The organism is Methanococcoides vulcani (assembly GCF_900111645.1).
GTDB classification, from domain to species: domain Archaea; phylum Halobacteriota; class Methanosarcinia; order Methanosarcinales; family Methanosarcinaceae; genus Methanococcoides; species Methanococcoides vulcani.
Genome location: NZ_FOHQ01000003.1, coordinates 82,624 through 104,184, shown reverse-complemented (window position 1 = coordinate 104,184; position 21,561 = coordinate 82,624). Strand labels below are relative to the sequence as shown.

Below are 21,561 nucleotides of genomic sequence, written 5' to 3'. Positions count from 1 at the left end.
CTATGTCTAAAAATGAAATTAATACGAATATCAATATTAAAGATCTTAATCTCTGGTACGGTGAAAAACACGCGCTTAAAGACATTTCACTTGACATACCGGAGAAAAGCGTTACTGCATTGATAGGTCCTTCAGGCTGTGGAAAATCCACATTCCTCAGATGCCTGAACCGTATGAACGACCTGGTAAAATCATGCAGGATAGATGGGGAGGTACTTGTTGATGATGAGAACATCTATGATAAAAATGTAGATGTCGTTGACCTGAGGAAAAAGGTCGGAATGGTCTTCCAGAAGCCAAACCCTTTCCCCATGTCCATCTATGATAATATTGCCTATGGTCCGAAGATACATGGCTGTTCAAAATCAGAGACCAATGAAAGGGTACACAAGGCACTCGAAGATGCTGCCCTTATGGGAGAGGTTCAGGAAAGACTTGGAGACCAGGCATTTTCACTTAGTGGGGGACAACAGCAAAGATTGTGCATTGCAAGAACACTTGCTGTCAAACCTGAAATAATCCTGTTCGACGAACCATGCAGTGCTCTTGACCCTATATCCACTTCCAAGATAGAGGACCTGATCCTTGAGCTTAAAAAAGATTACACTATTGTGATCGTAACACATAATATGCAACAGGCAGCTCGTATTTCTGACCATACTGCCTTTTTCCTTCTCGGGGAACTGATCGAGTTCGGAAAGACAAAGAATATATTTGAGAATCCACAGGTAAAGAGTACAGAGGATTATATTACAGGAAGGTTCGGGTGATCTTATGGTGAGAGAAAGATACGTTGAGCGGCTTGATTACTTAAAATCAGAGATAGAAGAGATGGGGAAGGTATCCGGGGAAATGCTGGCCAGTTCAATACAGGCTCTGGAAACCCTTGATATTGAGCTCTCAGAAAAGGTCATTGAAATGGATACAGCCGTTGATAATTACGAGTATGACGTTGAAAAGTCTACAGCACACCTGTTAGCCCTTCAGCAGCCAATGGCCGGTGACCTCCGCCTGATCACAGCTTCGTACAAGATCGCGATCGACCTTGAGAGAATGAGCGATTTTGCGGTCAATATTGCAGAGATCGTCAAGAAGATCGAAGTAGAACATACCATTCCATTGTCCGAAATAACTACCATTGCATCTATCGCCCAGAATATGCTCAGCAATTCTATCAAAGCCTACGCGGAAGGAGATGCCGAACTTGCAAAAGCGACCGCTGCAGAGGATGAAAAGGTAGATAAATTGTTCTATTCCACATGGGAAAAGATGGTTAAAATGATGATAGATGATGCGATCCTTATTCCAAATGCAGTAGATCTGATATTTGTTCTCAGGTATCTGGAACGTATTGCAGATCATGCATGCAACATCTGTGAAAGTGTCGTCTATATGGTAACGAACCAGAGACTAAATTTGAACTGAAAACTGATAAGGTTCTTTGAACCTTATCGAACATCATTTTTTATTTTATCTTTGATCCTCTTCAACGTACTCCTGTGTTCGATTCCCATCTCCCTAACATCATCAGGAGTCAGAACAAGCACTCATTCATGAACCTTCTTGATATCAAGATAGGTTTCAACCGCATTTCCTTCAAGCTCCTGCATATCAATATTGTTCGCTTCCTTCTAACCCATTCCACAATCAAATGAATGTCTTCTTTAAAAGCAAAGCTCTTTAAGGATCTAATATAAAATTATAACATTTGCTTATAAATTTTGCTTCTGTTGGGGAGGTTTATCGGAATTCTCCATTCTTTTTAACAATTGGAAAGATGTTGTCTTGCTAATCACCACACTCCAAATTTAATCTATTTAATAAATTTCTATTTTTATCTATTAAAAAAATAATTATATGAATGGTATAAAATTATGCTATGTTTATAATGCTATATCTATCGCATAAAATTATAATAAACTACTGATATATACTATAAATTTTTATATGTATATGTCTAGTGTGATAGGGAAGACATGATCCCGATCATTGAAATTAGATATGATGCGGACAATAGTGGGGGGTTAAACTATTTTTGCCGCCAAAATTGTCGCTTAACAGCGGATAAAAGGCTTCGCCATGCTTCATTCAAATTTATCCATTAGCGAACTTCTTTTATCCGCAAGACATTGTCTAAAATGAGTGAATGGGGGAGACAAAATGGGAACACGAATTGAAAACCTTCAAGTGACAAAAGTAGTAGATGGGGACACTATTAAGGTACTGATTAAAGGGGAAGAAGAAACTCTGAGACTTATCGATGTTGATACCGAGGAAAGCTATTCAGGGGGTTCAAAACCTGTTACAAAAGCAGGGAAGGCAGCAACTGAAATGGCAAAAGAGTATTTCACTTCACCAGGAGGAGGATTTGTTCAGGTTAGCATCGAATTTGACACCGATGACCCTGAGCATGTCTGCTTAGCCAAGCATCGCGGAAACTATAACCGCCTGTTGTGCTACGTCCATAAAGGCGATGAAAATTATAATCTAAAACTTGTTAAAGAAGGATGGAGCCCATACTTTGTTAAGTATGGCAGGTCAAGATTGTATCATGAGGAATTTATGATTGCGGAAGCGGAAGCACAGGCTAACAATCTTCAAATATGGAATCCGGAAACCAATTGCGGTGGACTGTCTCGTGACTACACTACCTTGTTACCTTGGTGGTCGCTTCGAGCATCCGTCATCGAAGATTATCGTGAAATTGGTGTTGATGCAGGCGTTCTTTCTGTAAGACTTGACTATGAAACCATCAAAAAAACAGCTGAAAATGAAGAATTCGCCACGGTATTTTGCGATCTTCAATCTGGAATAAATAAATGGACTGGTGGTGGAGCACTGATCTACGCAGGTTCAAAGCATCACAAATTCAATTTGTGGATACCAAACGTAGATGGTGAAGAAGCAGCCCCCCTGCTCCAACTTATTGAAAAGCGTTATGCCAAGCATGGGCGAGGTTATGTTTATGTTAGCGGGAAAGTCAAAAAATATAAGTATAAACCCCAAATCGTCCTTACAGATTTAGAACAACTCTCTGACTTTCCGCCAATTAGCTAAAGGAACTAAGTTTCGGATCTAATTTGTTAGGAAACAAGGGAAATAATAAGGTAACTATTTAGCATACTTAAAATCAACCGGATGATGTTGATTTTAATGTTGCTAAATTCTAAGTATCAAATTGAGGGTTATGAAACTTAAAGCCAGAGCGATAAGTCGTTTACTCTCAATGCTCATGTAAAGGAGAGGTTGGAGAACTGGGGAGAATGCTGTTGATGATTTTTAATCAGATCAGTTTATCAAAAAATTAAGAAGGGTTATATTACCCTTCTGAATTCTGTATCATCTCAATGATAGAATTTGCTTCATTGATTAGGTATTCAGCTTGCTCAGTTCCTAACTTACCTTGCCTTTCCTTTATATCAACAAATTTAATGAAATTCTCAAGTTTTTTGATGGCATTATCGTTATTTCCTTTGTCAAGATTTTTGATTACACCGTCGAGTTTTACATTGAGAACATGTTTGGTAGAATCTGCAACCTCTCCATCCAGACCATTCACATATTCTTTGAGAGCTTCCATTTTATCAACAGGTGTTGGTAAATACAATGGCAGGTAGTCGGTGTTGTTCCCATCAATTATATATGGTGAATCGCAGATCCCATCCCCATCTAAATCTTCACCAATCTGGCTGAAACCTGTGCCATTCGGATGTGCCCAGTAGTTTCCGCCAAGGAAAGGACCACCAATGATATTTGCACCTGCTGTTTTGGTGGTGTTCCAGGTGATGTATATGCCGAGATAAGGTACATCAATCTGAGCATTCATCGTGTTGTTGAAATAGTTGTTAGCTATCTTTCCGTAGGAATTCCCATATATCTTGATTCCAACTTCATTCCTATATATGGTGTTGTTGTAAATATCGCCGCTGCCAAAGTCCCATATCCTAATTCCTACACCATTCTCATATATAGTGTTGTTAACCAAGGTGCCGTCTGCCTGACCTTCAATAGTTATTCCAGTACCAGAGCAAGAAAACACTTCATTATTCTCTAAAATACCTTCACTATCGTATAATATTATTCCTTTCGAAATTACGGTGTTATTGATCACGGTAATGTCGCTACCACCAGCAAAAATTCCCCCGTCCGATATAATGTTATTTCTCAGCTCGCTGTGTAAGGATTCTGAAAAACCTATCCCTCTACCACCTGTTACATTAAAGCCGTTGATGGTCACATTAACATTTTCGGTTAAATTTCCAGCATGGAAGACGTAATCGTCCATCCCCGGAACACACTGGACAGTGGTAACATCAGGTCCGGATTCTGCGATAATGGTCAATTCTTTGTTTACATCCACGTTTTCGACATACGTTCCTGGGTAAACAAGGATTGTATCCCCATTAGTTGCGACATCTACAGCATCCTGAATCGAGGTATAATCTGCTACTGGTCCTGTGCTGTTGTTCACTGTGATCGTGCCTGCTGTTGCTGTTCCAATGGTCATTAATACTAAAACCATTCCAAAACAAATCATCATATTCTTTTTAATTCTCATTTCCTCACCCCCACCAAATAATTAAAAAGATACATACCGAATTTTATCTATATTTAAAAGTGGTTTTTCAAACTATTAATACTTTTTTTAGAAATTGGATCAGTAATAACTGTTACTAATTTTAAGCACAGATCATATTCATTTTACACAAAAATCTAACATACAAAAAGTTTGGGAGTTCGGTTTTTTCTACTTACCTATATCCCCGAAGTATTGTGCGGGGATATAGGTAACCCAGATTTTTTGTACGGGCTTGTGTAAAGAGTCCACAAAACCCATTTTTTATATTATGCACAACAGTTTTTGAAAAATGGTTTACGCTTCAAAAAAACTATAAAGACGGCTATGATCAAAAAAAGAATCGTGCCGATACTAACCAAAAATGTTTGATTACCAATAAAAACAAAAATAATAGAAATAATTTCGAGTATTTTTTTTCTATTGTCGTTAGTGTTATTTTCCCAAAATAGTAACAAAGTAAATGATATGGAAAAAAATAATAAGCTTAACCAATATTGGCATTTAATATCTTTACGGCTTGTCATTTCAAATTCAATTTTATCTCTCTTAAAATGTGCATCGCCTTCAAAGCGGGAACCATCTACGAAAGGCAACTCACTTTTTTTTTCTTTAAGTGATGGTGGATTTATGGCATAAATTTTAGATTGATAGCTGTCAAATGGAAAATAAAAAGAAGAACCTTCAAGCAATAGTGGTTCATTAAAAATAATTTTATCATCATTAGCGTTTATCGTTTCAATTTTTGTGGTTCCAGATTGGTTATATTTTAAAGATAATTGGTTAATCTCTTTGTCTTTACATTCGATAACAATTTTTGGTACAATTTGGCTTTGAGTTACAAGTATATAGTGAAAAATTCCATCTATTGAATAATCAACAGTGACTTCTTCTATATTCCCTTCAAATATTCTAAAAAATTGTTTTCCATCATACAACCATTCTGAAGAATTCAACTTCAAAGCTTCATCGAAACTAATACTTTCAAATGTTTCATTTGTACTACTAAACTGATTGTAGGTGAAATAAGGAGATCCCCATTGTGCACTTCCATTTTTGACAATTACATTCTCAAAACTCCACTTAACAACATCTTCTGGATCAGAAAAGTCTATTTCTTGGGAAGTGCCATTTTCGTAGTGTAGTGAAATGTCACGTATAGCAGAAGTTGGTTCATATAACAAAACATCAATTTTTTCATCTAAAAAACCTAAATTAGTAACTTCATTGCGATAGGTTTCTGTCTCCTTATCTAAGTACATAATATCAAGATGTAAAGAATCTTGCTCTTTTTTAGGAGTAGTAATTATTGAGATAATTGTTGACCCATTATTTTTCCATACTAAGTAGTTACTTGAATTGGGTAGTGTAGGAAAAATTAAAACCTTATCCTCATTATAAACAGCAAGAGGGCCTGTTGATAGAGTTGACAGAGTTGGACTTGTTAGTCTTTCTGGCCATAGGCCTAAGTTAAAACTAAAAGCTTCAATCATATGAACTTCAGGTGAAACAACGTAATCCAACCTGAAAAAAAAAGAAGATTCTGGATTAATGATCTTGTCTTGTATTTTTATCGATTGACTACCTGAAGTAAAGTTAAATGTAAAATTAAAAGCGACATTGGAATCTTTGAAATCCTTTATTTTACCACTAAAACTTGTGTTATTAGTCAAAACATAAGATCCATAAACATCTTGAATTATTGGGGAATTGTTATCCCTTAATAGAGGAGATCTTTCTGAGTCAAAATCGAGACCTTGTGCACTAGATAAAGGTAAAAAGAGGACAAGAAGGAATATGAACATTACTGTTTTCACGATTACACCTTGCTCTTTTTGTGACAAGTTAGAAATTTTTGCTTTTAATTAATTCATTTTTGATACAATCCTTTACTTATAAATAATTTTGCTACTCATCCTTTTTATTCCCATCCTTCCAACCTTTCCCTAACATGAGCATTGAGTGTAAACGGCTTATCACTTCTAGCATTCTGTTTCATGTAATGCAATGTACCCTTAGAGAAACCCATCTTCTTCCATTCAGTATAAGGCATATCAATGATCTTCTTCCTCAATAAATCAGAATCATGTCTTTCAATCTTATAAGAAGGATTCATGAACTCAACAGCTTTTCTCTTTCCAACAAGATGATGGCTTAGTTCCCTTGCTTTGAGCAACAGGACAGATCCCCAAGAACTATTCTTTTTCCTATACTCGACTTTGCTATTCATCACAGAATTAAACTCTTCAGTAACCTTCCTTGCTCCAGTTGGTCTTAACCTCAAAGAAAAGCTCTCAGTCCTGACAAAATCCTTGTTATCCATAGCTCCCTTTTCAATCAGGTTCATTACAGCGAGATCAACAATAAACCTGAACAGCTCTTGGAAATCATAAGCCAGACTGTACTTGCTCTGATTCATCTCATGAAGGAAACCAACATGAGCATCAAGACCAACTGAATTAATGACTCTCAGGCACTCAGATTCAAGCAATGCATACCCATAGTTAAGCATCACATTGACTTTGTCGCCTGCTCCGTTTGCCCTTCTGTAATTATCAGTTCTTGCCTTGAAATCATACTGTTCAGGAACAGCTTTGGCATACTCATTCCAGTATTTCCAGGCAACTCCACCTTCAACACCAAGTATTTCCCTTATGGATTTGGCTTTCTCAAGTCTGGCTTTGTCATCAGTAAAATCGTACTCAATCTCAGGATACCTTTGCTGCAGATAATCAAGAACAGCTTCAGATTTAGAGAACTTGGCTTCAATGAACTTCCTTGCAAGCTTTACTCTTGTATCCTGATCTTCATAAGCGTGGTACTGGGCAAACTTTGTCTTAACATTGGTACTTTCAGAAGGAAGCATTGTTGTCAACAGTTTTCCATCCCAATTGAGAATTGTAATCTGTACATTGTGTTTGACCAACCATCTGATAGCCTCAAGGCTCAGAGATCCACTTCTACCATAAACAATGATACTATCAACATCCATCCTCTTGGGAGAGAACACATACTCTTGAGGATCTTCAGTGGTTGAAAATCTTCCATCCCTGATATGGAGTTTAGCAGCATCAACCCGCATGTTGATTCCATGGCCGTTTAGAAGTAGCATTTTCATTGTAGATTACCTTCCATTAGTCCAAATAATCAGCTAAACTAATGCATCGATTTCAATACTATTTTTTTTGAATCTTACAGATAATTAGCTGAATAATTTGATAGAAATGTACATATGTAATATGCATTTTTAGCATATAAATATTTTGCATAAAATGTGCTTACTGATTGCGTTTTAATAAATTAAAAAAAGACAATTTTCCTTCTCAAGACTTACTTAAAATAAGCCGTAAGTAGACGGCCTTACTAGAAGGGTATAGTTAGAAAGTTTTAGGAGTTGCCTTTTCGTACTTTCCCTATATCCCCGAAGTATTGTGCGGGGGGTAAGATTCGAACCCACAAAAAGCCGTCCAAATTCCCCATATCCCATTCTTCACTTATACAAAACACATTCAGCCCTTACATAGATTACCGAAACACCCTTTACTGCGAGCTTATTCCTTACAAGACTTTCAAGTTCCTTTATCCTGCTACCAGCAATTTCTGGATCATTGAACTCAAAGACAGTGACATCATCACAAAGTGCTTTTACAGCATCTGTAAGATCAGGCGTGGATTGTCCACCTGTCATTGCTGCTGTCCTGTTGTCCAGTACCAGTACCAGTACATCACGTTCGTTCTCGACAGCATTTATCAGACCTATAATTCCGGAATGTGAAAGTCCGAAGTCGCCTATAACAGCAACGGACTTCTTATCGAAACCTATAGCTGTGGAAATAGCAGCACCAAGTGCAAATCCGACATCAACGGCTTCAAGGGGCGCAGGGGCACTGCGTATGGAGCAGCCCATATCACCTGCTATGAAAATATCCAGATCATGAAGCATTCTATAGACCGGCAGGAAAAGACAGTCCTCGCACAAAGAACGTGAACCCCTTTCCTCAATGGTCTCAATAAAAGTATATTCAGTTACCTTATCTTTATCGATGTTCTCGATCGCAAAACCGATCTGTTCTTTTTCAATGCGACCATATGGGAGATGCCCGCTCATCTTTCCCAGCACATTCTCACAGATACTGATGTGGGATTCGATAAAGGCTTCACTTTCCTCAATAACAAGAACTTTTTCGTGATCGGATATGAAATCTCTCAATTTCCTGACAGGAAGAGGAGATACAACATTAAGTGAAAGATGTGAAACCTCAAGCTGCCTTTCGGATAATAGCTCATCTACAAGTAAAGAAGGATAGCCGGAAGAAATTATTCCTACTTTATCTGTTTTGCTTGATCTGCCTGATCTAACAGATCGGTTCAGTGAACTGCTCTCTGCTTCATCCACAAGCAATGGCTGTACATTTATGTGAAAATGCTGATGCTTACCACGCATTGTCAGCTTCCAGATAGACCTGTCAAATGTAGCTTCGGTCTCTGCTTTAATGTCATCGGATCTTGTGACAGGACCTGTGGCTTTTTCCAGACGATCCGTTATCCTGACTATGACCGGCGTTTTTGTTCTTTCAGAAAGTTCGAATGCCCTGACAAGTGACCCGTATGCAGCATCCGGGCCGGAGGGGTCGAATACAGCAACCTCTGCCACCTCACCGTACCATCGTGAATCCTGCTCGTTCTGGGATGCTCTGACCCCCGGATCATCTCCGGCAACAATCACTACCCCGGCACCAATGGTGTGAGTAACAGCTGTAACAAGGGGGTCGGAAAGGACGTTCATACCCACATGCTTTGTGAGGACCAAGGACCTCTTGCCTGAAACCGAAGCACCAAGTGCTGCTTCGAGGGCGACCTTCTCATTCGTCATCCACAGTGTGGGAATGTCAGAACCGAGATTCTTCTCGAAATATTCCATTACGGCAGTAACAGGAAATCCGGCAACTCCCGTGACCATCTCCACCTTGCTGTCAATCAATGCAAAATAAAGAGCTTCCAGCCCGGTAATTTCTGAAGTTCCGACCTCCCTGTCAGTTCTGTTCATAACTTTGCTTCCAGGTCTACTGATTCGTCAGGTCGTGCGAACCACGCAAGTGATGCAAGAGCACCAATGACTCCATTGCCATCAAGCCAGACATCGACACCGTTGTCCCGTGCATACTGCATGGCAAAGTCTTTAGTAAGCTCACCACTGCGGCACAGGGTGCTATATTCCTCCATCCTGGAGGCTTCAAATGAGGATAATACGACCATTCCGGTCTCATCGGACACACTGTATTTGAGAAGTGCAGCCTTCAGGTCTTCCAGAAGCTCCTGCTTTGCTTCCTTGCTGACACAGCCGAACTCAAGCACTGTGGAAACACAGTTCTGCGTCTTTGCCGATACCGGGAAGAGCTGTACAAGTGAATGTGAAAGATAAACGGATTCATTGCAGTTAAGCGCCATTGCTATGTTGTGTGTCATGGACCATGTGGCACCCTCTTCCTTTGTATCAGTATCATCGATACCGATAAGGACACGCTCACGCCTTGGAACTACAATAGTGCCTTTGGCAGCTCTTCCACCACCTGATTCACTCACATTGTAGCGTAGCACTCCCTGTGCAAGTGCCCTGCATTTCGTAGCTCCCACACCGCCGCCGCCAAGACCGGCATAGGTTATGGACACCTCATCGTCTTCGACCACTACAGATTCGATCCCTGCAGCAGCCACAGATGCCTTGAGTGAAAGGTCACACGCTCCAGTGTTCACGAGATAGCGGGTCATGTTCCCCACAGCACGTGCCTGCTGTATCAGGGGAGATCTCGCATAATGAAAACGTGACCATGCAGCCCCACTATAGCAATTGGTATGCTCAATGATCTCTGCGTTCTTATTCTCTTCATCGCAGACTGCATATATGCCCCTGTAAGGTATAGTATAGGGGTCTGTAAGTTCTACTTCTTTCATCTGAATGGATAATTACAGGCAATGGTTTAAAAGTTTTGTCAAATAGAACAGGCAGTCAAACATAACACCCAAATTCCATATCAATTGATGAATCCTTCCTCTTTCAGACTGACATATCTCCCATCCCCGATTATCACATGATCAAGCACATTGATCCCGAGGATCTTCCCGCCCTCAACAAGCTTCTCAGTAACAGCTATGTCCTCCCTGCTTGGTGACGGGTCACCTGAAGGGTGATTATGTGTCAATATGACCGATGCCGAGGACTCCATTAGTGCTGACTTGAACACCTCACGCGGATGGACGATATTTGCATTCAGGCTGCCTACAGAAACTACCTCCTCACGAAGGATCTGGTTCTTTGTATCAAGATAGAGGGCAGTGAGCATTTCCTTTTTGAGCTCCCTGTGTTTTGGATAGAGCAGTGAATAGACATCACCGGCAGATCGTATCTTCCTTTTAGGATCATCCATGAAGACCTCCAGTTTTCTTGCAAGTTCAAAAACAGCAGCTATCTGTGTGGCCTTTGCTGGACCAATACCACGCATATTTGTTAGCTGGCTTATGTTTGCCTGGCTGAGCTGCTTCAGGTTGTATTCAGAAAATATACGCGCACACATGTTCAGGACATTCTCGTCTTTTGAGCCTGTGCGAAGGATAATTGACAGCAACTCTGTATTTGATAGTGAGCCTGGGCCGTATTTCAATAAACGTTCCCTTGGTCGTTCCTCTTCAGGCATATCATGTATCCGTACTTTGTGAGCACACATGAAGCCCTATAATATAGAGGATTAATATAAAGTAGACGAGATTTAAGTTGTTGATTAATATTTTTATAAGGAATATCCTTTTTCACTTTTCGTTTTCATTTACTTTTCCGATTCCATTTCTATTTGTATTTCCATAATCCAACGTACTTATATAGTGAGCTGAAAATACAGAAAGACCATGAAAGTCATCTCAGTAATAGGCTACAAGAACACAGGAAAAACGACCCTTGTTACAAGGCTGGTTCAGGAACTTTCAAAGCTTGGACGTGTGGGAACGGCCAAAATGATGCTTGACCATAGGCTTGATGATCCGAACACTGATACCGGCAAACATTTTGATTCCGGTGCTGATATGGTCACAGCGGTCACCAACAGCGAACTTGTTTCCATCCAGCGTGATCCTTCTATTGAAAAGGCCATCGATGCTCTTGCAGATGCAGGTATGGACTTCGCTGTGGTCGAAGGTGCAAAGGACAGCCCTATTGCGAAGATAGTACTGGGATATATGGATGAGGATGTCCAGAATGTGGTTGCAAAGCTGCCTGCAAGGTCTGACTGGGATCTTGACGAGGTTGTGGAACTGATAAAGGAACAGCCTGACCATGTGACACTTGATCTTCTGATCAAGCAGATAAAAGAGACTCCTGGGATTGAAAAGGTAGGCGGTATAGGAAGCTTTACCGGAATAGTCCGTGTGGACAATGAGGACTTCCGGACCAGCCAGCTCGAGTTTGAAAGTTATGAAAAGGCTGCTGATGCAAGCATCCGTAAGATCCGCGAAGAGATCATGCAGCAGGAAGGTATTATAGATGTACTTATCCATCACAAGGTCGGCAGTATAATGCCTCTGGAGGATATTGTGTACATTGTCGTAGCAGCAGGACACAGACAGCAGCTTTTCGCTGCACTTGCCGAGACCCTTGAAAGGGTAAAGTCAGAAGTGCCCATATGGAAGAAAGAGATAACAGTTGACGGTAACTTCTGGGTACATGATCATGCCTGAGTTGTTATTCAGCTCAGCGCATTCACTCTTTTATTTTTAAATCATTTTCATTTCATTTAATTCCAACATTTATCCGTACTACTTTTGATATTTTTATTAGACTTCATCTAAAGTATATATGTGCACATTTGTGCCAACATGTGCCCAATGACTTATAAAATATACTTGTATCATACGAAACCTTAAAGTATTGTTCGTGTTAACGAGTGACATGATTTATACATTTTTGAAAAAAACGTGGTGATAATTATGTTAGGAATAGATGACCCCCAGATCTGGATCGCCTACGTACTTTGCATTGTAAGCGCTCTTGGTTGTATGGTTTATGGTCTTTTGAAATGGAATGAAGAAGAGCAGGAGGACTTTTAATGACAGTTAGCACACCCCTGCTCGGAGTTATTGTACTTATCTATCTAATGATAATCTTCTATCTGGGATTATTAGGATACAAGAAAACAAAGCAGATCGATGACTACATGGTAGCCGGGCGAACGATACATCCTTATATTCTTGCACTTTCCTATGGTGCGACATTTATCAGTACATCTGCGATCGTCGGATTTGGCGGTGCTGCAGGTGCCCTTGGCATGGGTCTTCTCTGGCTTGCAGTGATGAACATCATTGTCGGTATCTTCATCGCTTTTGTCATATTTGGAAAACGAACAAGAAGCATTGGTGCCCGTCTCAATGCTGTCACATTCCCGGAATTGCTTGGAAAACGTTTCCAGTCCCGGTTCATCCAGGGATTTTCCGGAGCCCTCATCGGCGTATTCATGCCTCTATATGCAGGGATAGTTCTCATTGGCGGAGCACGTTTTCTTGAAACAACCCTTGGTGTGAACTACGATATTGCAGTTCTTATCCTTACGATCATTGTAGCAGCTTACGTCATTACAGGTGGACTTATCGCTGTGATGTATACTGATGCATTGCAGGGTGCTTTCATGTTCATTGGCATGATAATCCTGCTTGCACTGACATATGTCAAGCTCGGAGGTGTCACTGCAGCACACGAGGCACTCACAGGCATGTCAAACCTTGTTCCTGAATCCCTTGCTGCGGGAGGTCATCTTGGATGGACAGCGATGCCGGCTTTTGGTACGCCCATCTGGTGGACGCTGGTATCAACTCTCGTTCTTGGAGTTGGGATCGGTGTACTGGCACAACCTCAGCTTGCTGTCAGGTTTATGACAGTTGAGAACGACAAGGCATTAAATCGTGCTGTCTTCGTAGGCGGACCATTCATCCTTATGATGACCGGTGTGGCTTTTACTGTAGGAGCCCTCTCAAATGTCTATTTCCAGAAGACACAGGGACTTATTGCAGTAGCAGCAGCAAAAGGAAACACTGACCTCATTATGCCGGAATATATCAATGGTGCCATGCCGGAATTGTTCGTTGTCCTGCTCATGCTGACACTGCTTGCAGCTGCAATGTCAACGCTGAGCTCACAGTTCCACACAATGGGAACGGCTATCGGACATGACTTTTACCGTGAGTTCATTAAGAAAGGGGATATCGGAAATACAGTGAACATAACAAGGCTTGGTATTGCAGTAACTATTCTTGTAAGTGTCATCCTTGCCTACATACTTCCAATAAGTATCATTGCAAGAGCAACAGCGATCTTCTTTGGATTATGTGCAGCAGCATTCCTTCCTATGTACATCGGTGCATTGTTCTGGAAGAGAATGACAAAGGAAGGTGCTATCGCAAGTCTGCTGGTAGGTACTGTAAGCAGCCTGTTCTGGCTTACATTCGTCCATGCAAAGGAAGCAGTCCCTCTCGGTATATCAAAGGCGATCTTCGGCATGGACACATTGCTGACAGGAACATGGACAGTTGTCGATCCTATCCTTGTGGCAACCCCTATTGCAATGATAGTTGCAGTAGTTGTCAGCTTTGCCACAAAGCCTCCATCCGAGGAACATTTAGAACTTTGTTACAGGAAATAAAGATAAAAAGGTAGTAATTCATGTAGATGTTCCTATCCACATCTTTTTTTATTTTTAAAAATGACTTAAACGTTTCTGTAAAAACATTTTAAGATCAAGAAGCCTGACTCAACCAGCTCAAAAGCATGAGCTGGAAGCCTTTGTTGTGAAGTGGCAAAACAGATATCAAAAATTGATATCAAGAAGATTATGTGAAAGGCAAAAGTCTATGACGGAAGTTTAGAGGGGATGGATTTATAGTTTATAATAATTATTCGACTTTTGCCTAATTTAGGTTCGCTTACATTGAATATAAATGTATTGATTTGATTATTTTATGATAGCATCGAAAACCAAAAATAAGGTCCATTACAAAGTATTGACTATGAAGATAGGGGTTGTTATCCACGGGCCTGAAGTGATCGATTCCGGTCATGCAAAACATATACTGGAGATGCTCTCAGGTATGGGAGAGGTCACTGCGAAGCTTGGTGGCACAATGGGAAAGATCGCAGTCATGGATGCGCTCATGGAAGACTGTATAGACATCAAGGAAAGCCTTAAACCCAGTAATGCTATCGATTCTCTTCTTGGCTCCTGTGATGCCGTTTGCCTGCTCAACCATGGGAAAACAGCAGGTAACGGGCTTGAATTTGGCAGTATTGTCATGTCCAGGCTTTCGGACAGGAACCTCAAGCCCATCATACAGATAGAAAGCCCGGGCTGTGAAGATGGCAGTGTGATCTACTGGAATGATGGAGGTTACGATCTCGCAACAAAAATGGGAGATCTGCTTGGAATGCCAGTTACTGAAGGTCAGGATCACGGAGACGTGCAGATCTCGACTGTGGGCACAAAGACCATGAGAAAGATACGGGGAGTTCATGCTGGCGAGCTTATCATGATAGAAGGATTCGTCATTGGTAAAGCCACGTCTGATGATGTTTCAATTGTGGTGGAAAACGGTTTTGTAACCGGATTAGAGGGCGGTATAATAAAAGAGCATGGACTTGAGAAACTGCACATGTACGAATCCATGGAACCGCTTGATATCAGGACAGCCTGGGTTAAGACAGGTGCAATAAGGCGAAGTTTGCCTGAAGTTGGTACCGGTCCTAAAAGATGCCATACCCTGATCCATGAAAGCAACTCTTCCTTTATGGCGACTTTGATAGATCACATAGCAGAGCGATCCATAGAACTTGCTGACGGATGTAAATGTGCGATCACTGTGGGCGATGATACGACCGCAATAGCCGGTGATATTCTCTACAGGTTGCATGTTCCTGTTATTGGTATTACCGACGGTGATCCCGATGGTTTTTCGCACACTGCACACTTTTATCCGGGCTCTCAGGTCCTGCAACTTGAACCAGGATGGGATGATATTATCGGAAAACTGATACGCAACAAACTTTTCGATGACAATGATCGTGCAAGATTTGACAGCTTTGAGAAAATGAGGGAAAGTATTCTGGAGATCGTTGGGGAAAAGTTGGTATTGTTGACCAATTACTGACTCATTAATCTTACTCTAAGATTTCCATACTAACTCCCCCATAGTAGTTCTTCTATACGAATTCCGGGATGATTTTGAAGATCGATCTTTAGAGATTATACATATAGGAGAAGCATATTCAATTTTATATAATACATGTAGAATTGCCTAATTCGTCACACACAGTTTAAATATAATAATGACACATCTTTAATTGGGGGTAGAAAATACTCTACAGTATTTACTCTACAATAGTGGTACGGTGGTGAACATGATAAGCTTTGGTGGAAAGCAATTGGGTGAATCCAACGAGGAGATCGTTGAGTCTCTCAAAAGTCTTGGAATGACACGGAATCTTGCTACGACCATTGCATATCTATCAAATGTGAAGGAAGCCTCTTCACAGGAAATAGAAATGAGCACAGGTCTTCGTCAACCCGAAGTCAGTGTTGCAATGAGAGAAATGAGAGAGAACTCCTGGATATCAGTCCATAATGAAAAAGTGACCGGAAAAGGAAGGCCTACAAAGATCTATTCTTTAACAACGCCTTTTGGAAAGATCATTAAACATTATGAACAAAAGATCCGTGAGGAAAACGAAGCAAGAATACGCATAATCAACAAACTGAAAACTCTTGCCAAATAAAGAACCCCCGGATCTAGATCCATCCGGGTTTTTTTTGTCAGGCGTGCTCGTTGGTTGTAAGAAAGAAGCATCAAACTAGCTTTGCTTTTTTGATTTATGTGACCATATGTCGCATTAATATATTGTATCAATATATCGTGTAACTGTATCGTAAAATTACATCGCAGTAAATATTATACTGAATCATATTACTGTGCTGTATCATATTATACGATTATATCAGCCACCTGATATCGCTCTAAGAATAGTTATTGTTCCGGCATCGACTGTTCCATCAATGGGAACAGCCTGACCGTTATTTAATAATATTACTAGCTCCTGATTTATGTCCAGAATTTTCAACAGATCTTCATAGGTTGCTCCATCGGGAACATCTATGATCTGTCCTTCCGGACTTTCAGGGAAGATCTTTACTTCTACTTGTGGACTCAATCTAGTATTTCACCGCCTTCTCCTTTGAGATCCTCGAGGTTTTCGTGTATTAATTTGTCTTCCAGAATTTCGACCTTCTTTTCACCCTTACGTTCTGACTCGCGTTTGTGATACTTTGACATACATTTCACCTCATTAATAAAATGGGCTCGTATAGTTATTAATCCTTTCGAAAACCGTTATATAAACCATTAAAAGGAAGACCGAACAGGTAATCTTTATGTCATATCAGCCGGAATTTAAATGCATGTTCAATTCACTGATATTTGATGCTGATGGAGTCCTTATGGATTCTATGCCATGTCATGCTGATGCCTGGGTACGCACATTCTCTGAAGTTGGTATTGATATTGTCAGGCAGGATATCTATGATATTGAAGGTTCTAACCACGTAGGCGTCATCAAGCTCATATTCAAAAAAGCTGGCCTTGAAGCAGACCCGGAAATTATCGAAAAGCTTCGGGTTCGAAAACGTGAACTGTTCTTAAAAAATAAGAAAATTGCTCCTTTTGACGGCATGTATGATCTACTGAAGACCCTTAAAAGCCACTTCCATCTTGCCGTGGTTTCCGGTTCCGATCGCCCGATCGTGGACAGTATGATCAATGAGTTCTATCCGGACATCTTCGAGGTGACAATCTCAGGTGCTGATGTCACCAATGGGAAACCGCACCCTGAACCTTACCTGAAAGCTATGAAAATACTTGAAGTCGAAAAAGAGAACTGCCTTGTTATTGAGAACGCACCACTTGGCGTAGATTCTGCAAAGAATGCCGGAATTCACTGTGTGGCAGTTTCAACCTATGTGGATACTGAAAAACTTAAAAGAGCAGACCAGATATTCCAGGATCACAGCCAATTGCTGAAATTTCTGGCAGATCTGGAACCGCTCAGGTAAATCTTTTTGATATCATCCGCTTCAAACAAGCCTTACAGTCTCAAGGTTTGTAAGTGCTCTCGTTTCGAGGCGATATTTCTTGTGCAATGAACTTGCAAGATCGATACAGGAACGTTCATCACCGTGCTCAGTGAAAACACGCTCTGGCTGTGGCTTCATCTTCTTAATGAAATCCATCAGCTGTTTTCTGTCGGAGTGTCCTGAGAAACCATCGACTACCTGCACATCCATATTCATCTGGACGACCTCTGCTCCGTTCTTGGATGAGAGCGGGATCTCCTTCCAGCCTTTCTGGATACGTCTTCCAAGTGTACCATCTGCCTGATAACCGACGAACACAAGTGTGTTGTTAGGATCAGGTGCAAATGCCTTGAAATATTCCATAACGGGGCCTGCATTCATCATACCAGAGGTTGCGAGGATCACACATGGGTGTGGATCATTAATGATCTTCTTTCGCAGATCATGGGAATCTACCGGCTTGAAGCATTCTGCAAGGAACGGGTTCTGCCCCTTCTGGAAGATGAGTTTCCTGAGGTTATTGTTCAGGTATTCCGGATAGGTCGCATGAATGGCTGTAGCTTCCCATATCATACCATCAAGATAGACAGGAATGTCGTCAATTATACCTTTCCTGATAGCATCTTCAAGAACTATCATGACTTCCTGACTTCTTCCAACAGCAAACGCAGGGATCAGTACAATACCATTGTTGGCAATGGTCCTTTTGACGATCTGCTGAAGGTTCTTCTCAGCTTCTTTAAGGGATGGCTGTATTGCCGAGGATGCACCATAGGTAGATTCGGTTATGACGGTCTCAACACGCGGGAACTTGTTGACAGCCGGGTCAAAGAGCCTTGTAGGACCGTACTTGTAGTCACCGGTGATAACAACATTGTGAAGACCATCACCAATATGGAAATGTGATATTGCTGAACCAATGATATGGCCGGCATTATGGAATGTGAGCTTGATATCAGGTGCAATGTCGGTAACCTCTTCAAAACCAAGTGCAATGGTGTGCTTAAGTCCGTCACGCACATTTGAAGATTCATAAGGTATCCTTTTACCATCCTTTGCAGCCACATCGATATAATCCAGCTGTAAGAGCACCATCATGTCCCTTGTAGGTGATGTGCAGTAAATAGGACCTTCATAGCCATATTTGTAAAGGAGAGGAACAAGTCCCTGATGATCAAGGTGAGCATGTGTCAGTACGACAGCATCGATCTGGTTAAGTGGCTGTACCTCAGGCAAATAGAGATAAGGGGTCATGTTATCGTCTGAACCGACGTTCACACCACAATCAATCATGACCTTTGACTCAGGGGTTGATAAAAGGAAGCAACTTCTTCCTACCTCTTTACAACCTCCCAATGATGTGACCCTTACCCACTTATCCTTTGATGTGCATTCCCTGTGAATATTGCGCCCAACGGTCTTAAGGATCTCTTTACGGTCCTTGTGATTGGTTCGCATAAATTCCCTGATGTTGTTAACAGTTCGGGATTTGATAGGCGGCGTGCGGACAACCTTTGGTGTCCAGCCGATCTTCTTTGTGATCTCACGGAGCGTCTCTCCATGCTTACCTATCACAAGTCCGGGCTTCTCCGCTTCTATGACCACTTCTCCCACATCAGGATCAAAGTGAAAATTAGTTAGAATGGAATCTTTTGGAACGGTATCTTTTATCTTTTCGATAGCATCCTCTGGAGGAACTAAGACCTTAGGGTCCGGACGAACGACTATCCTTGTTCGAAGAGTTTTTGCAAGGTTCCTCACGATATGACCATTGTCTGCAAAATTTTTAGGATTTTCAGTATAAACAACAAGCTGTGGCCCCTCGAACTCAACACTGGTGATGGTCGTTCCATCAGGGACCTTTTCTTCTATTTTCTTTTTTAGGTCAGATAGTACATCTTCTATTGCCATTAAATAGCCTTCCTATTTCAAAAAAGTCAAAAAATGTTAAAATTTAAAAAAAATATATTAAAATTCGATCAAAACCGTAAGAACGGATCTGATCTTCATAAAATCAATATAAAGCTTTACGTTTTTCCTTAACCTCTTCCTGATCAAGTCTTTCATACTTGTCCTTTGTGATCACAACGACGTCAATGCCTTCTCCGGAAGCGGAATCTCTCTTCATTGCATTGTGAAGAGCACGTATTGCAAGGTCAACTCCTTCTTCTACGGTCATGTCATCCTTATAGCGGTCTTCAAGAACACCATATGCCATTGGAGAACCTGAACCTGTTGACACTGCTTTTGTCTCTTCGATCTTGCCTCCAAGTGCATCCAGTGAATAGACTGCGGGTCCGTTCTTGTCAAATCCGCCAATAAGCAACTGGACCATAAGTGGATAATATCTCTGTCCGCTCAACAAATTAGAGAGAAGTGTCGCAATACCTTTAATGGTAACTGACTCCTGCCTGCGCATCTTGAAAAGCTTGGATTCTACACTAATGACACGTACGATCTGCTGTGCATCGCCTACAGAGCCTGCTGTGGTCATTCCCACAAGGTCATCGATCTGGTAGATCTTCTTTGCAGTCTTGCTGGCGATAAAATTCCCCATGGTTGCTCTCTGTTCAGTAGCAAGGACTACTCCATCAGAGCACACTATACCTACAGTAGTTGTGCCTTTTAAATGCTTATCATTATCCATTAATTATACCTCATAGTAAAAAACGAGAAAATCAATAGGTAAAAATGTGTTTTGCTTCCCGCAATACAACATCCCTTTAGTGATTTTAATATATAAATTTATCCATAGTCATTTTTGAAATAACAACATAGAGGTCAATAAATTCCAACCTCATTCGCAAGATCCTGAACCCTTGAAATTGCCTCTTCACTCATTCCCCTGTCCTTCATGCGCTGGATACACCTTGAAATGGTCACACTTTCTTCTCCCATTACAAGATTATCAGCATGAGCCACTATCTTTTCCTCAATGCTCACAGGAAGATAATCATCCTCAGGAAGACCCAGAAGTGAAGCTTCCTGACAGGTTATACCCGCACCGATATGGTTCCTTATAATACGTATAAGACGGAGATCCAGACCAAGATCTTCTGCGATCGATACCCCTTCCAGAGCGTGTCTTATTCCATGAGTGCGACATCTTCCAATATCATGAAGAAGGGCACCCACTTCCACGATATCAAGATCGATATCCTTACCTGATCCCCTGTACGCAACAGCAATTTCCACTGCCTTTTTTGAAACGACCTGACAATGACGGATAACGTTCGCTGCACAGCCTGCTTTCTCAAGCAATTCCAGGGCATCAGAAGGTGAGATCATGAATTATTTGTTTTTAGCTCATCAAGACGTTTGGTGAGCTTTTCAACCATGGGTGAGTTGTCTTCGAACATCAGGTCCTCACCGCATGCAGGACAAAGGAACTCACATTCACTGGCATCGTTGAACTGGAACCTTACACATCCTTCAGGACAGGTGTAGAATACATTGTCTTCCTCAGATTCAAGACGTAACTGAAGGTTCTTGAACAGTTTCTTTTTTTCCTTTGCAAGATGGGACTCGATGTCACTGAGATCGAGCTGCCACAGGTAAGTAAGCCAACCACTGCTGGAATCACGCTCCCTTCTGCAAATTGCAAGCTTGTTCTCGTTCATGATGAAAAGTGTTCTCCTGACAATGTTGAGCATAACACCGGTTGCTTCGGCGATCTGCTCGTCAGTGACCTCGCCCTCCGCCGGCATCTTCTCGATCATCTCAAGCCCCTCTTCACCCATCAATTGTATCAGATATCCTCGGACGACTGGATCATTTAAATCTGTCAATAGTATCACCTTTCAAGTAAGATAGTGTGTATAAGTAGATAGT

General features: G+C 41.2%; 21 protein-coding genes. 9 read left to right on the top strand and 12 right to left on the bottom strand.

Features of this window, described 5'->3' with window-relative positions; genetic code table 11:
* Positions 1-2: 2 nt before the first annotated feature.
* The 3 genes from pstB (at position 3) to BMX02_RS05805 (ending at position 3,057) form a co-directional block, all read left to right on the top strand.
* Positions 3-770: a phosphate ABC transporter ATP-binding protein PstB gene (gene pstB / locus BMX02_RS05815; protein WP_091689759.1), complete on the top strand. Its 768-nt coding sequence runs from the start codon at positions 3-5 to the stop codon at positions 768-770.
* 4 nt (positions 771-774) lie between these two features.
* The gene (phoU, locus tag BMX02_RS05810; RefSeq protein WP_091689758.1) at positions 775-1,425 is read left to right on the top strand and encodes a phosphate signaling complex protein PhoU; all 651 of its coding nucleotides are present in this window, start codon (positions 775-777) and stop codon (positions 1,423-1,425) included.
* Positions 1,426-2,160: 735 nt separating this feature from the next.
* Complete coding sequence (locus BMX02_RS05805; RefSeq protein ID WP_091689757.1) at positions 2,161-3,057, top strand: thermonuclease family protein; 897 nt, start codon at positions 2,161-2,163, stop codon at positions 3,055-3,057.
* A 262-nt stretch (positions 3,058-3,319) separates the two neighbouring features.
* On the opposite strand, the gene BMX02_RS05800 is transcribed toward BMX02_RS05805, so the two are convergent.
* The 6 genes from BMX02_RS05800 to radC form a co-directional block, all read right to left on the bottom strand.
* A complete protein-coding gene (locus tag BMX02_RS05800) occupies positions 3,320-4,558 on the bottom strand; it encodes a right-handed parallel beta-helix repeat-containing protein (protein ID WP_091689756.1) in 1,239 nt (412 codons plus the stop codon).
* Positions 4,559-4,845: 287 nt separating this feature from the next.
* On the bottom strand, positions 4,846-6,393 hold the full coding sequence (locus BMX02_RS05795) for a hypothetical protein (RefSeq protein WP_135644058.1): 1,548 nt from the start codon (positions 6,391-6,393) through the stop codon (positions 4,846-4,848).
* A 104-nt stretch (positions 6,394-6,497) separates the two neighbouring features.
* Positions 6,498-7,694, bottom strand: coding sequence for a CRISPR-associated endonuclease Cas1 (gene cas1 / locus BMX02_RS05790; protein WP_091689754.1), 1,197 nt, complete (start codon positions 7,692-7,694; stop codon positions 6,498-6,500).
* A 372-nt stretch (positions 7,695-8,066) separates the two neighbouring features.
* Entirely contained in the window at positions 8,067-9,623 is a 1,557-nt protein-coding gene (locus BMX02_RS05785) for a thiamine pyrophosphate-dependent enzyme (protein WP_091689753.1), read from the bottom strand.
* Entirely contained in the window at positions 9,620-10,528 is a 909-nt protein-coding gene (mmp11, locus tag BMX02_RS05780; RefSeq protein ID WP_091689752.1) for a methanogenesis marker protein 11, read from the bottom strand. Before mmp11 ends, BMX02_RS05785 begins: the two co-directional genes overlap by 4 nt.
* An 80-nt stretch (positions 10,529-10,608) precedes the next feature.
* A complete protein-coding gene (gene radC / locus BMX02_RS05775) occupies positions 10,609-11,298 on the bottom strand; it encodes a RadC family protein (RefSeq protein ID WP_091689751.1) in 690 nt (229 codons plus the stop codon).
* A gap of 178 nt (positions 11,299-11,476) precedes the next feature.
* Here radC and BMX02_RS05770 point away from each other — a divergent pair, with 178 nt between their 5' ends.
* The 5 genes from BMX02_RS05770 to BMX02_RS05755 all read left to right on the top strand — a co-directional run bounded on the left by BMX02_RS05770 (position 11,477) and on the right by BMX02_RS05755 (position 16,379).
* Positions 11,477-12,301: a molybdopterin synthase gene (locus BMX02_RS05770; RefSeq protein ID WP_091689750.1), complete on the top strand. Its 825-nt coding sequence runs from the start codon at positions 11,477-11,479 to the stop codon at positions 12,299-12,301.
* A gap of 249 nt (positions 12,302-12,550) precedes the next feature.
* Positions 12,551-12,670: a symporter small accessory protein gene (locus tag BMX02_RS12295; RefSeq protein WP_342210531.1), complete on the top strand. Its 120-nt coding sequence runs from the start codon at positions 12,551-12,553 to the stop codon at positions 12,668-12,670.
* Positions 12,670-14,256 (top strand): sodium:solute symporter family protein, encoded by a 1,587-nt coding sequence (locus tag BMX02_RS05765; RefSeq protein ID WP_091689749.1) that lies wholly within the window; start codon positions 12,670-12,672, stop codon positions 14,254-14,256. The genes BMX02_RS12295 and BMX02_RS05765 overlap by 1 nt, the downstream gene beginning before the upstream one ends.
* 364 nt (positions 14,257-14,620) lie before the next feature.
* Complete coding sequence (locus tag BMX02_RS05760; RefSeq protein ID WP_091689925.1) at positions 14,621-15,754, top strand: DUF2117 family protein; 1,134 nt, start codon at positions 14,621-14,623, stop codon at positions 15,752-15,754.
* 250 nt (positions 15,755-16,004) lie between these two features.
* Positions 16,005-16,379 (top strand): MreA family transcriptional regulator, encoded by a 375-nt coding sequence (locus BMX02_RS05755; RefSeq protein WP_091689748.1) that lies wholly within the window; start codon positions 16,005-16,007, stop codon positions 16,377-16,379.
* Between the two features lie 219 nt (positions 16,380-16,598).
* On the opposite strand, the gene BMX02_RS05750 is transcribed toward BMX02_RS05755, so the two are convergent.
* Positions 16,599-16,811: a ubiquitin family protein gene (locus BMX02_RS05750; protein WP_048194363.1), complete on the bottom strand. Its 213-nt coding sequence runs from the start codon at positions 16,809-16,811 to the stop codon at positions 16,599-16,601.
* Positions 16,808-16,933 carry a hypothetical protein gene (locus tag BMX02_RS12245; protein ID WP_256360067.1) on the bottom strand — a complete coding sequence of 42 codons (126 nt, stop codon included), beginning with the start codon at positions 16,931-16,933 and terminating at the stop codon, positions 16,808-16,810. Before BMX02_RS12245 ends, BMX02_RS05750 begins: the two co-directional genes overlap by 4 nt.
* 125 nt (positions 16,934-17,058) lie before the next feature.
* Here BMX02_RS12245 and BMX02_RS05745 point away from each other — a divergent pair, with 125 nt between their 5' ends.
* Positions 17,059-17,709 carry an HAD family hydrolase gene (locus BMX02_RS05745; RefSeq protein ID WP_091689924.1) on the top strand — a complete coding sequence of 217 codons (651 nt, stop codon included), beginning with the start codon at positions 17,059-17,061 and terminating at the stop codon, positions 17,707-17,709.
* A gap of 21 nt (positions 17,710-17,730) precedes the next feature.
* Here the strand turns inward: BMX02_RS05745 and BMX02_RS05740 are convergent, their stop codons facing one another.
* From BMX02_RS05740 to BMX02_RS05725, 4 genes are all read right to left on the bottom strand, one after another.
* Complete coding sequence (locus BMX02_RS05740; RefSeq protein ID WP_091689747.1) at positions 17,731-19,641, bottom strand: beta-CASP ribonuclease aCPSF1; 1,911 nt, start codon at positions 19,639-19,641, stop codon at positions 17,731-17,733.
* A gap of 103 nt (positions 19,642-19,744) precedes the next feature.
* Positions 19,745-20,377 (bottom strand): archaeal proteasome endopeptidase complex subunit beta, encoded by a 633-nt coding sequence (psmB, locus tag BMX02_RS05735; protein WP_091689746.1) that lies wholly within the window; start codon positions 20,375-20,377, stop codon positions 19,745-19,747.
* Between the two features lie 134 nt (positions 20,378-20,511).
* The gene (locus BMX02_RS05730; protein ID WP_091689745.1) at positions 20,512-21,018 is read right to left on the bottom strand and encodes a TIGR00295 family protein; all 507 of its coding nucleotides are present in this window, start codon (positions 21,016-21,018) and stop codon (positions 20,512-20,514) included.
* Positions 21,015-21,518 (bottom strand): transcription factor, encoded by a 504-nt coding sequence (locus tag BMX02_RS05725; protein WP_091689744.1) that lies wholly within the window; start codon positions 21,516-21,518, stop codon positions 21,015-21,017. Before BMX02_RS05725 ends, BMX02_RS05730 begins: the two co-directional genes overlap by 4 nt.
* Between the last annotated feature and the right edge of the window lie 43 nt (positions 21,519-21,561).

Excerpts from the sequence above, each read along its gene's own strand:
- cas1 (WP_091689754.1), bottom strand. The coding sequence starts at position 7,694 with ATGAAAATGCTACTTCTAAACGGCCATGGAATCAACATGCGGGTTGAT.
- BMX02_RS05755 (WP_091689748.1), top strand. The coding sequence starts at position 16,005 with ATGATAAGCTTTGGTGGAAAGCAATTGGGTGAATCCAACGAGGAGATC.
- BMX02_RS05740 (WP_091689747.1), bottom strand. The coding sequence starts at position 19,641 with ATGGCAATAGAAGATGTACTATCTGACCTAAAAAAGAAAATAGAAGAA.
- BMX02_RS12295 (WP_342210531.1), top strand. The coding sequence starts at position 12,551 with ATGTTAGGAATAGATGACCCCCAGATCTGGATCGCCTACGTACTTTGC.
- BMX02_RS05730 (WP_091689745.1), bottom strand. The coding sequence starts at position 21,018 with ATGATCTCACCTTCTGATGCCCTGGAATTGCTTGAGAAAGCAGGCTGT.
- BMX02_RS05765 (WP_091689749.1), top strand. The coding sequence starts at position 12,670 with ATGACAGTTAGCACACCCCTGCTCGGAGTTATTGTACTTATCTATCTA.
- phoU (WP_091689758.1), top strand. The coding sequence starts at position 775 with ATGGTGAGAGAAAGATACGTTGAGCGGCTTGATTACTTAAAATCAGAG.
- psmB (WP_091689746.1), bottom strand. The coding sequence starts at position 20,377 with ATGGATAATGATAAGCATTTAAAAGGCACAACTACTGTAGGTATAGTG.
- BMX02_RS12245 (WP_256360067.1), bottom strand. The coding sequence starts at position 16,933 with ATGTCAAAGTATCACAAACGCGAGTCAGAACGTAAGGGTGAAAAGAAG.
- BMX02_RS05745 (WP_091689924.1), top strand. The coding sequence starts at position 17,059 with ATGTTCAATTCACTGATATTTGATGCTGATGGAGTCCTTATGGATTCT.
- BMX02_RS05760 (WP_091689925.1), top strand. The coding sequence starts at position 14,621 with ATGAAGATAGGGGTTGTTATCCACGGGCCTGAAGTGATCGATTCCGGT.
- pstB (WP_091689759.1), top strand. The coding sequence starts at position 3 with ATGTCTAAAAATGAAATTAATACGAATATCAATATTAAAGATCTTAAT.
- BMX02_RS05770 (WP_091689750.1), top strand. The coding sequence starts at position 11,477 with ATGAAAGTCATCTCAGTAATAGGCTACAAGAACACAGGAAAAACGACC.
- radC (WP_091689751.1), bottom strand. The coding sequence starts at position 11,298 with ATGTGTGCTCACAAAGTACGGATACATGATATGCCTGAAGAGGAACGA.
- BMX02_RS05785 (WP_091689753.1), bottom strand. The coding sequence starts at position 9,623 with ATGAACAGAACTGACAGGGAGGTCGGAACTTCAGAAATTACCGGGCTG.
- mmp11 (WP_091689752.1), bottom strand. The coding sequence starts at position 10,528 with ATGAAAGAAGTAGAACTTACAGACCCCTATACTATACCTTACAGGGGC.
- BMX02_RS05805 (WP_091689757.1), top strand. The coding sequence starts at position 2,161 with ATGGGAACACGAATTGAAAACCTTCAAGTGACAAAAGTAGTAGATGGG.
- BMX02_RS05800 (WP_091689756.1), bottom strand. The coding sequence starts at position 4,558 with ATGAGAATTAAAAAGAATATGATGATTTGTTTTGGAATGGTTTTAGTA.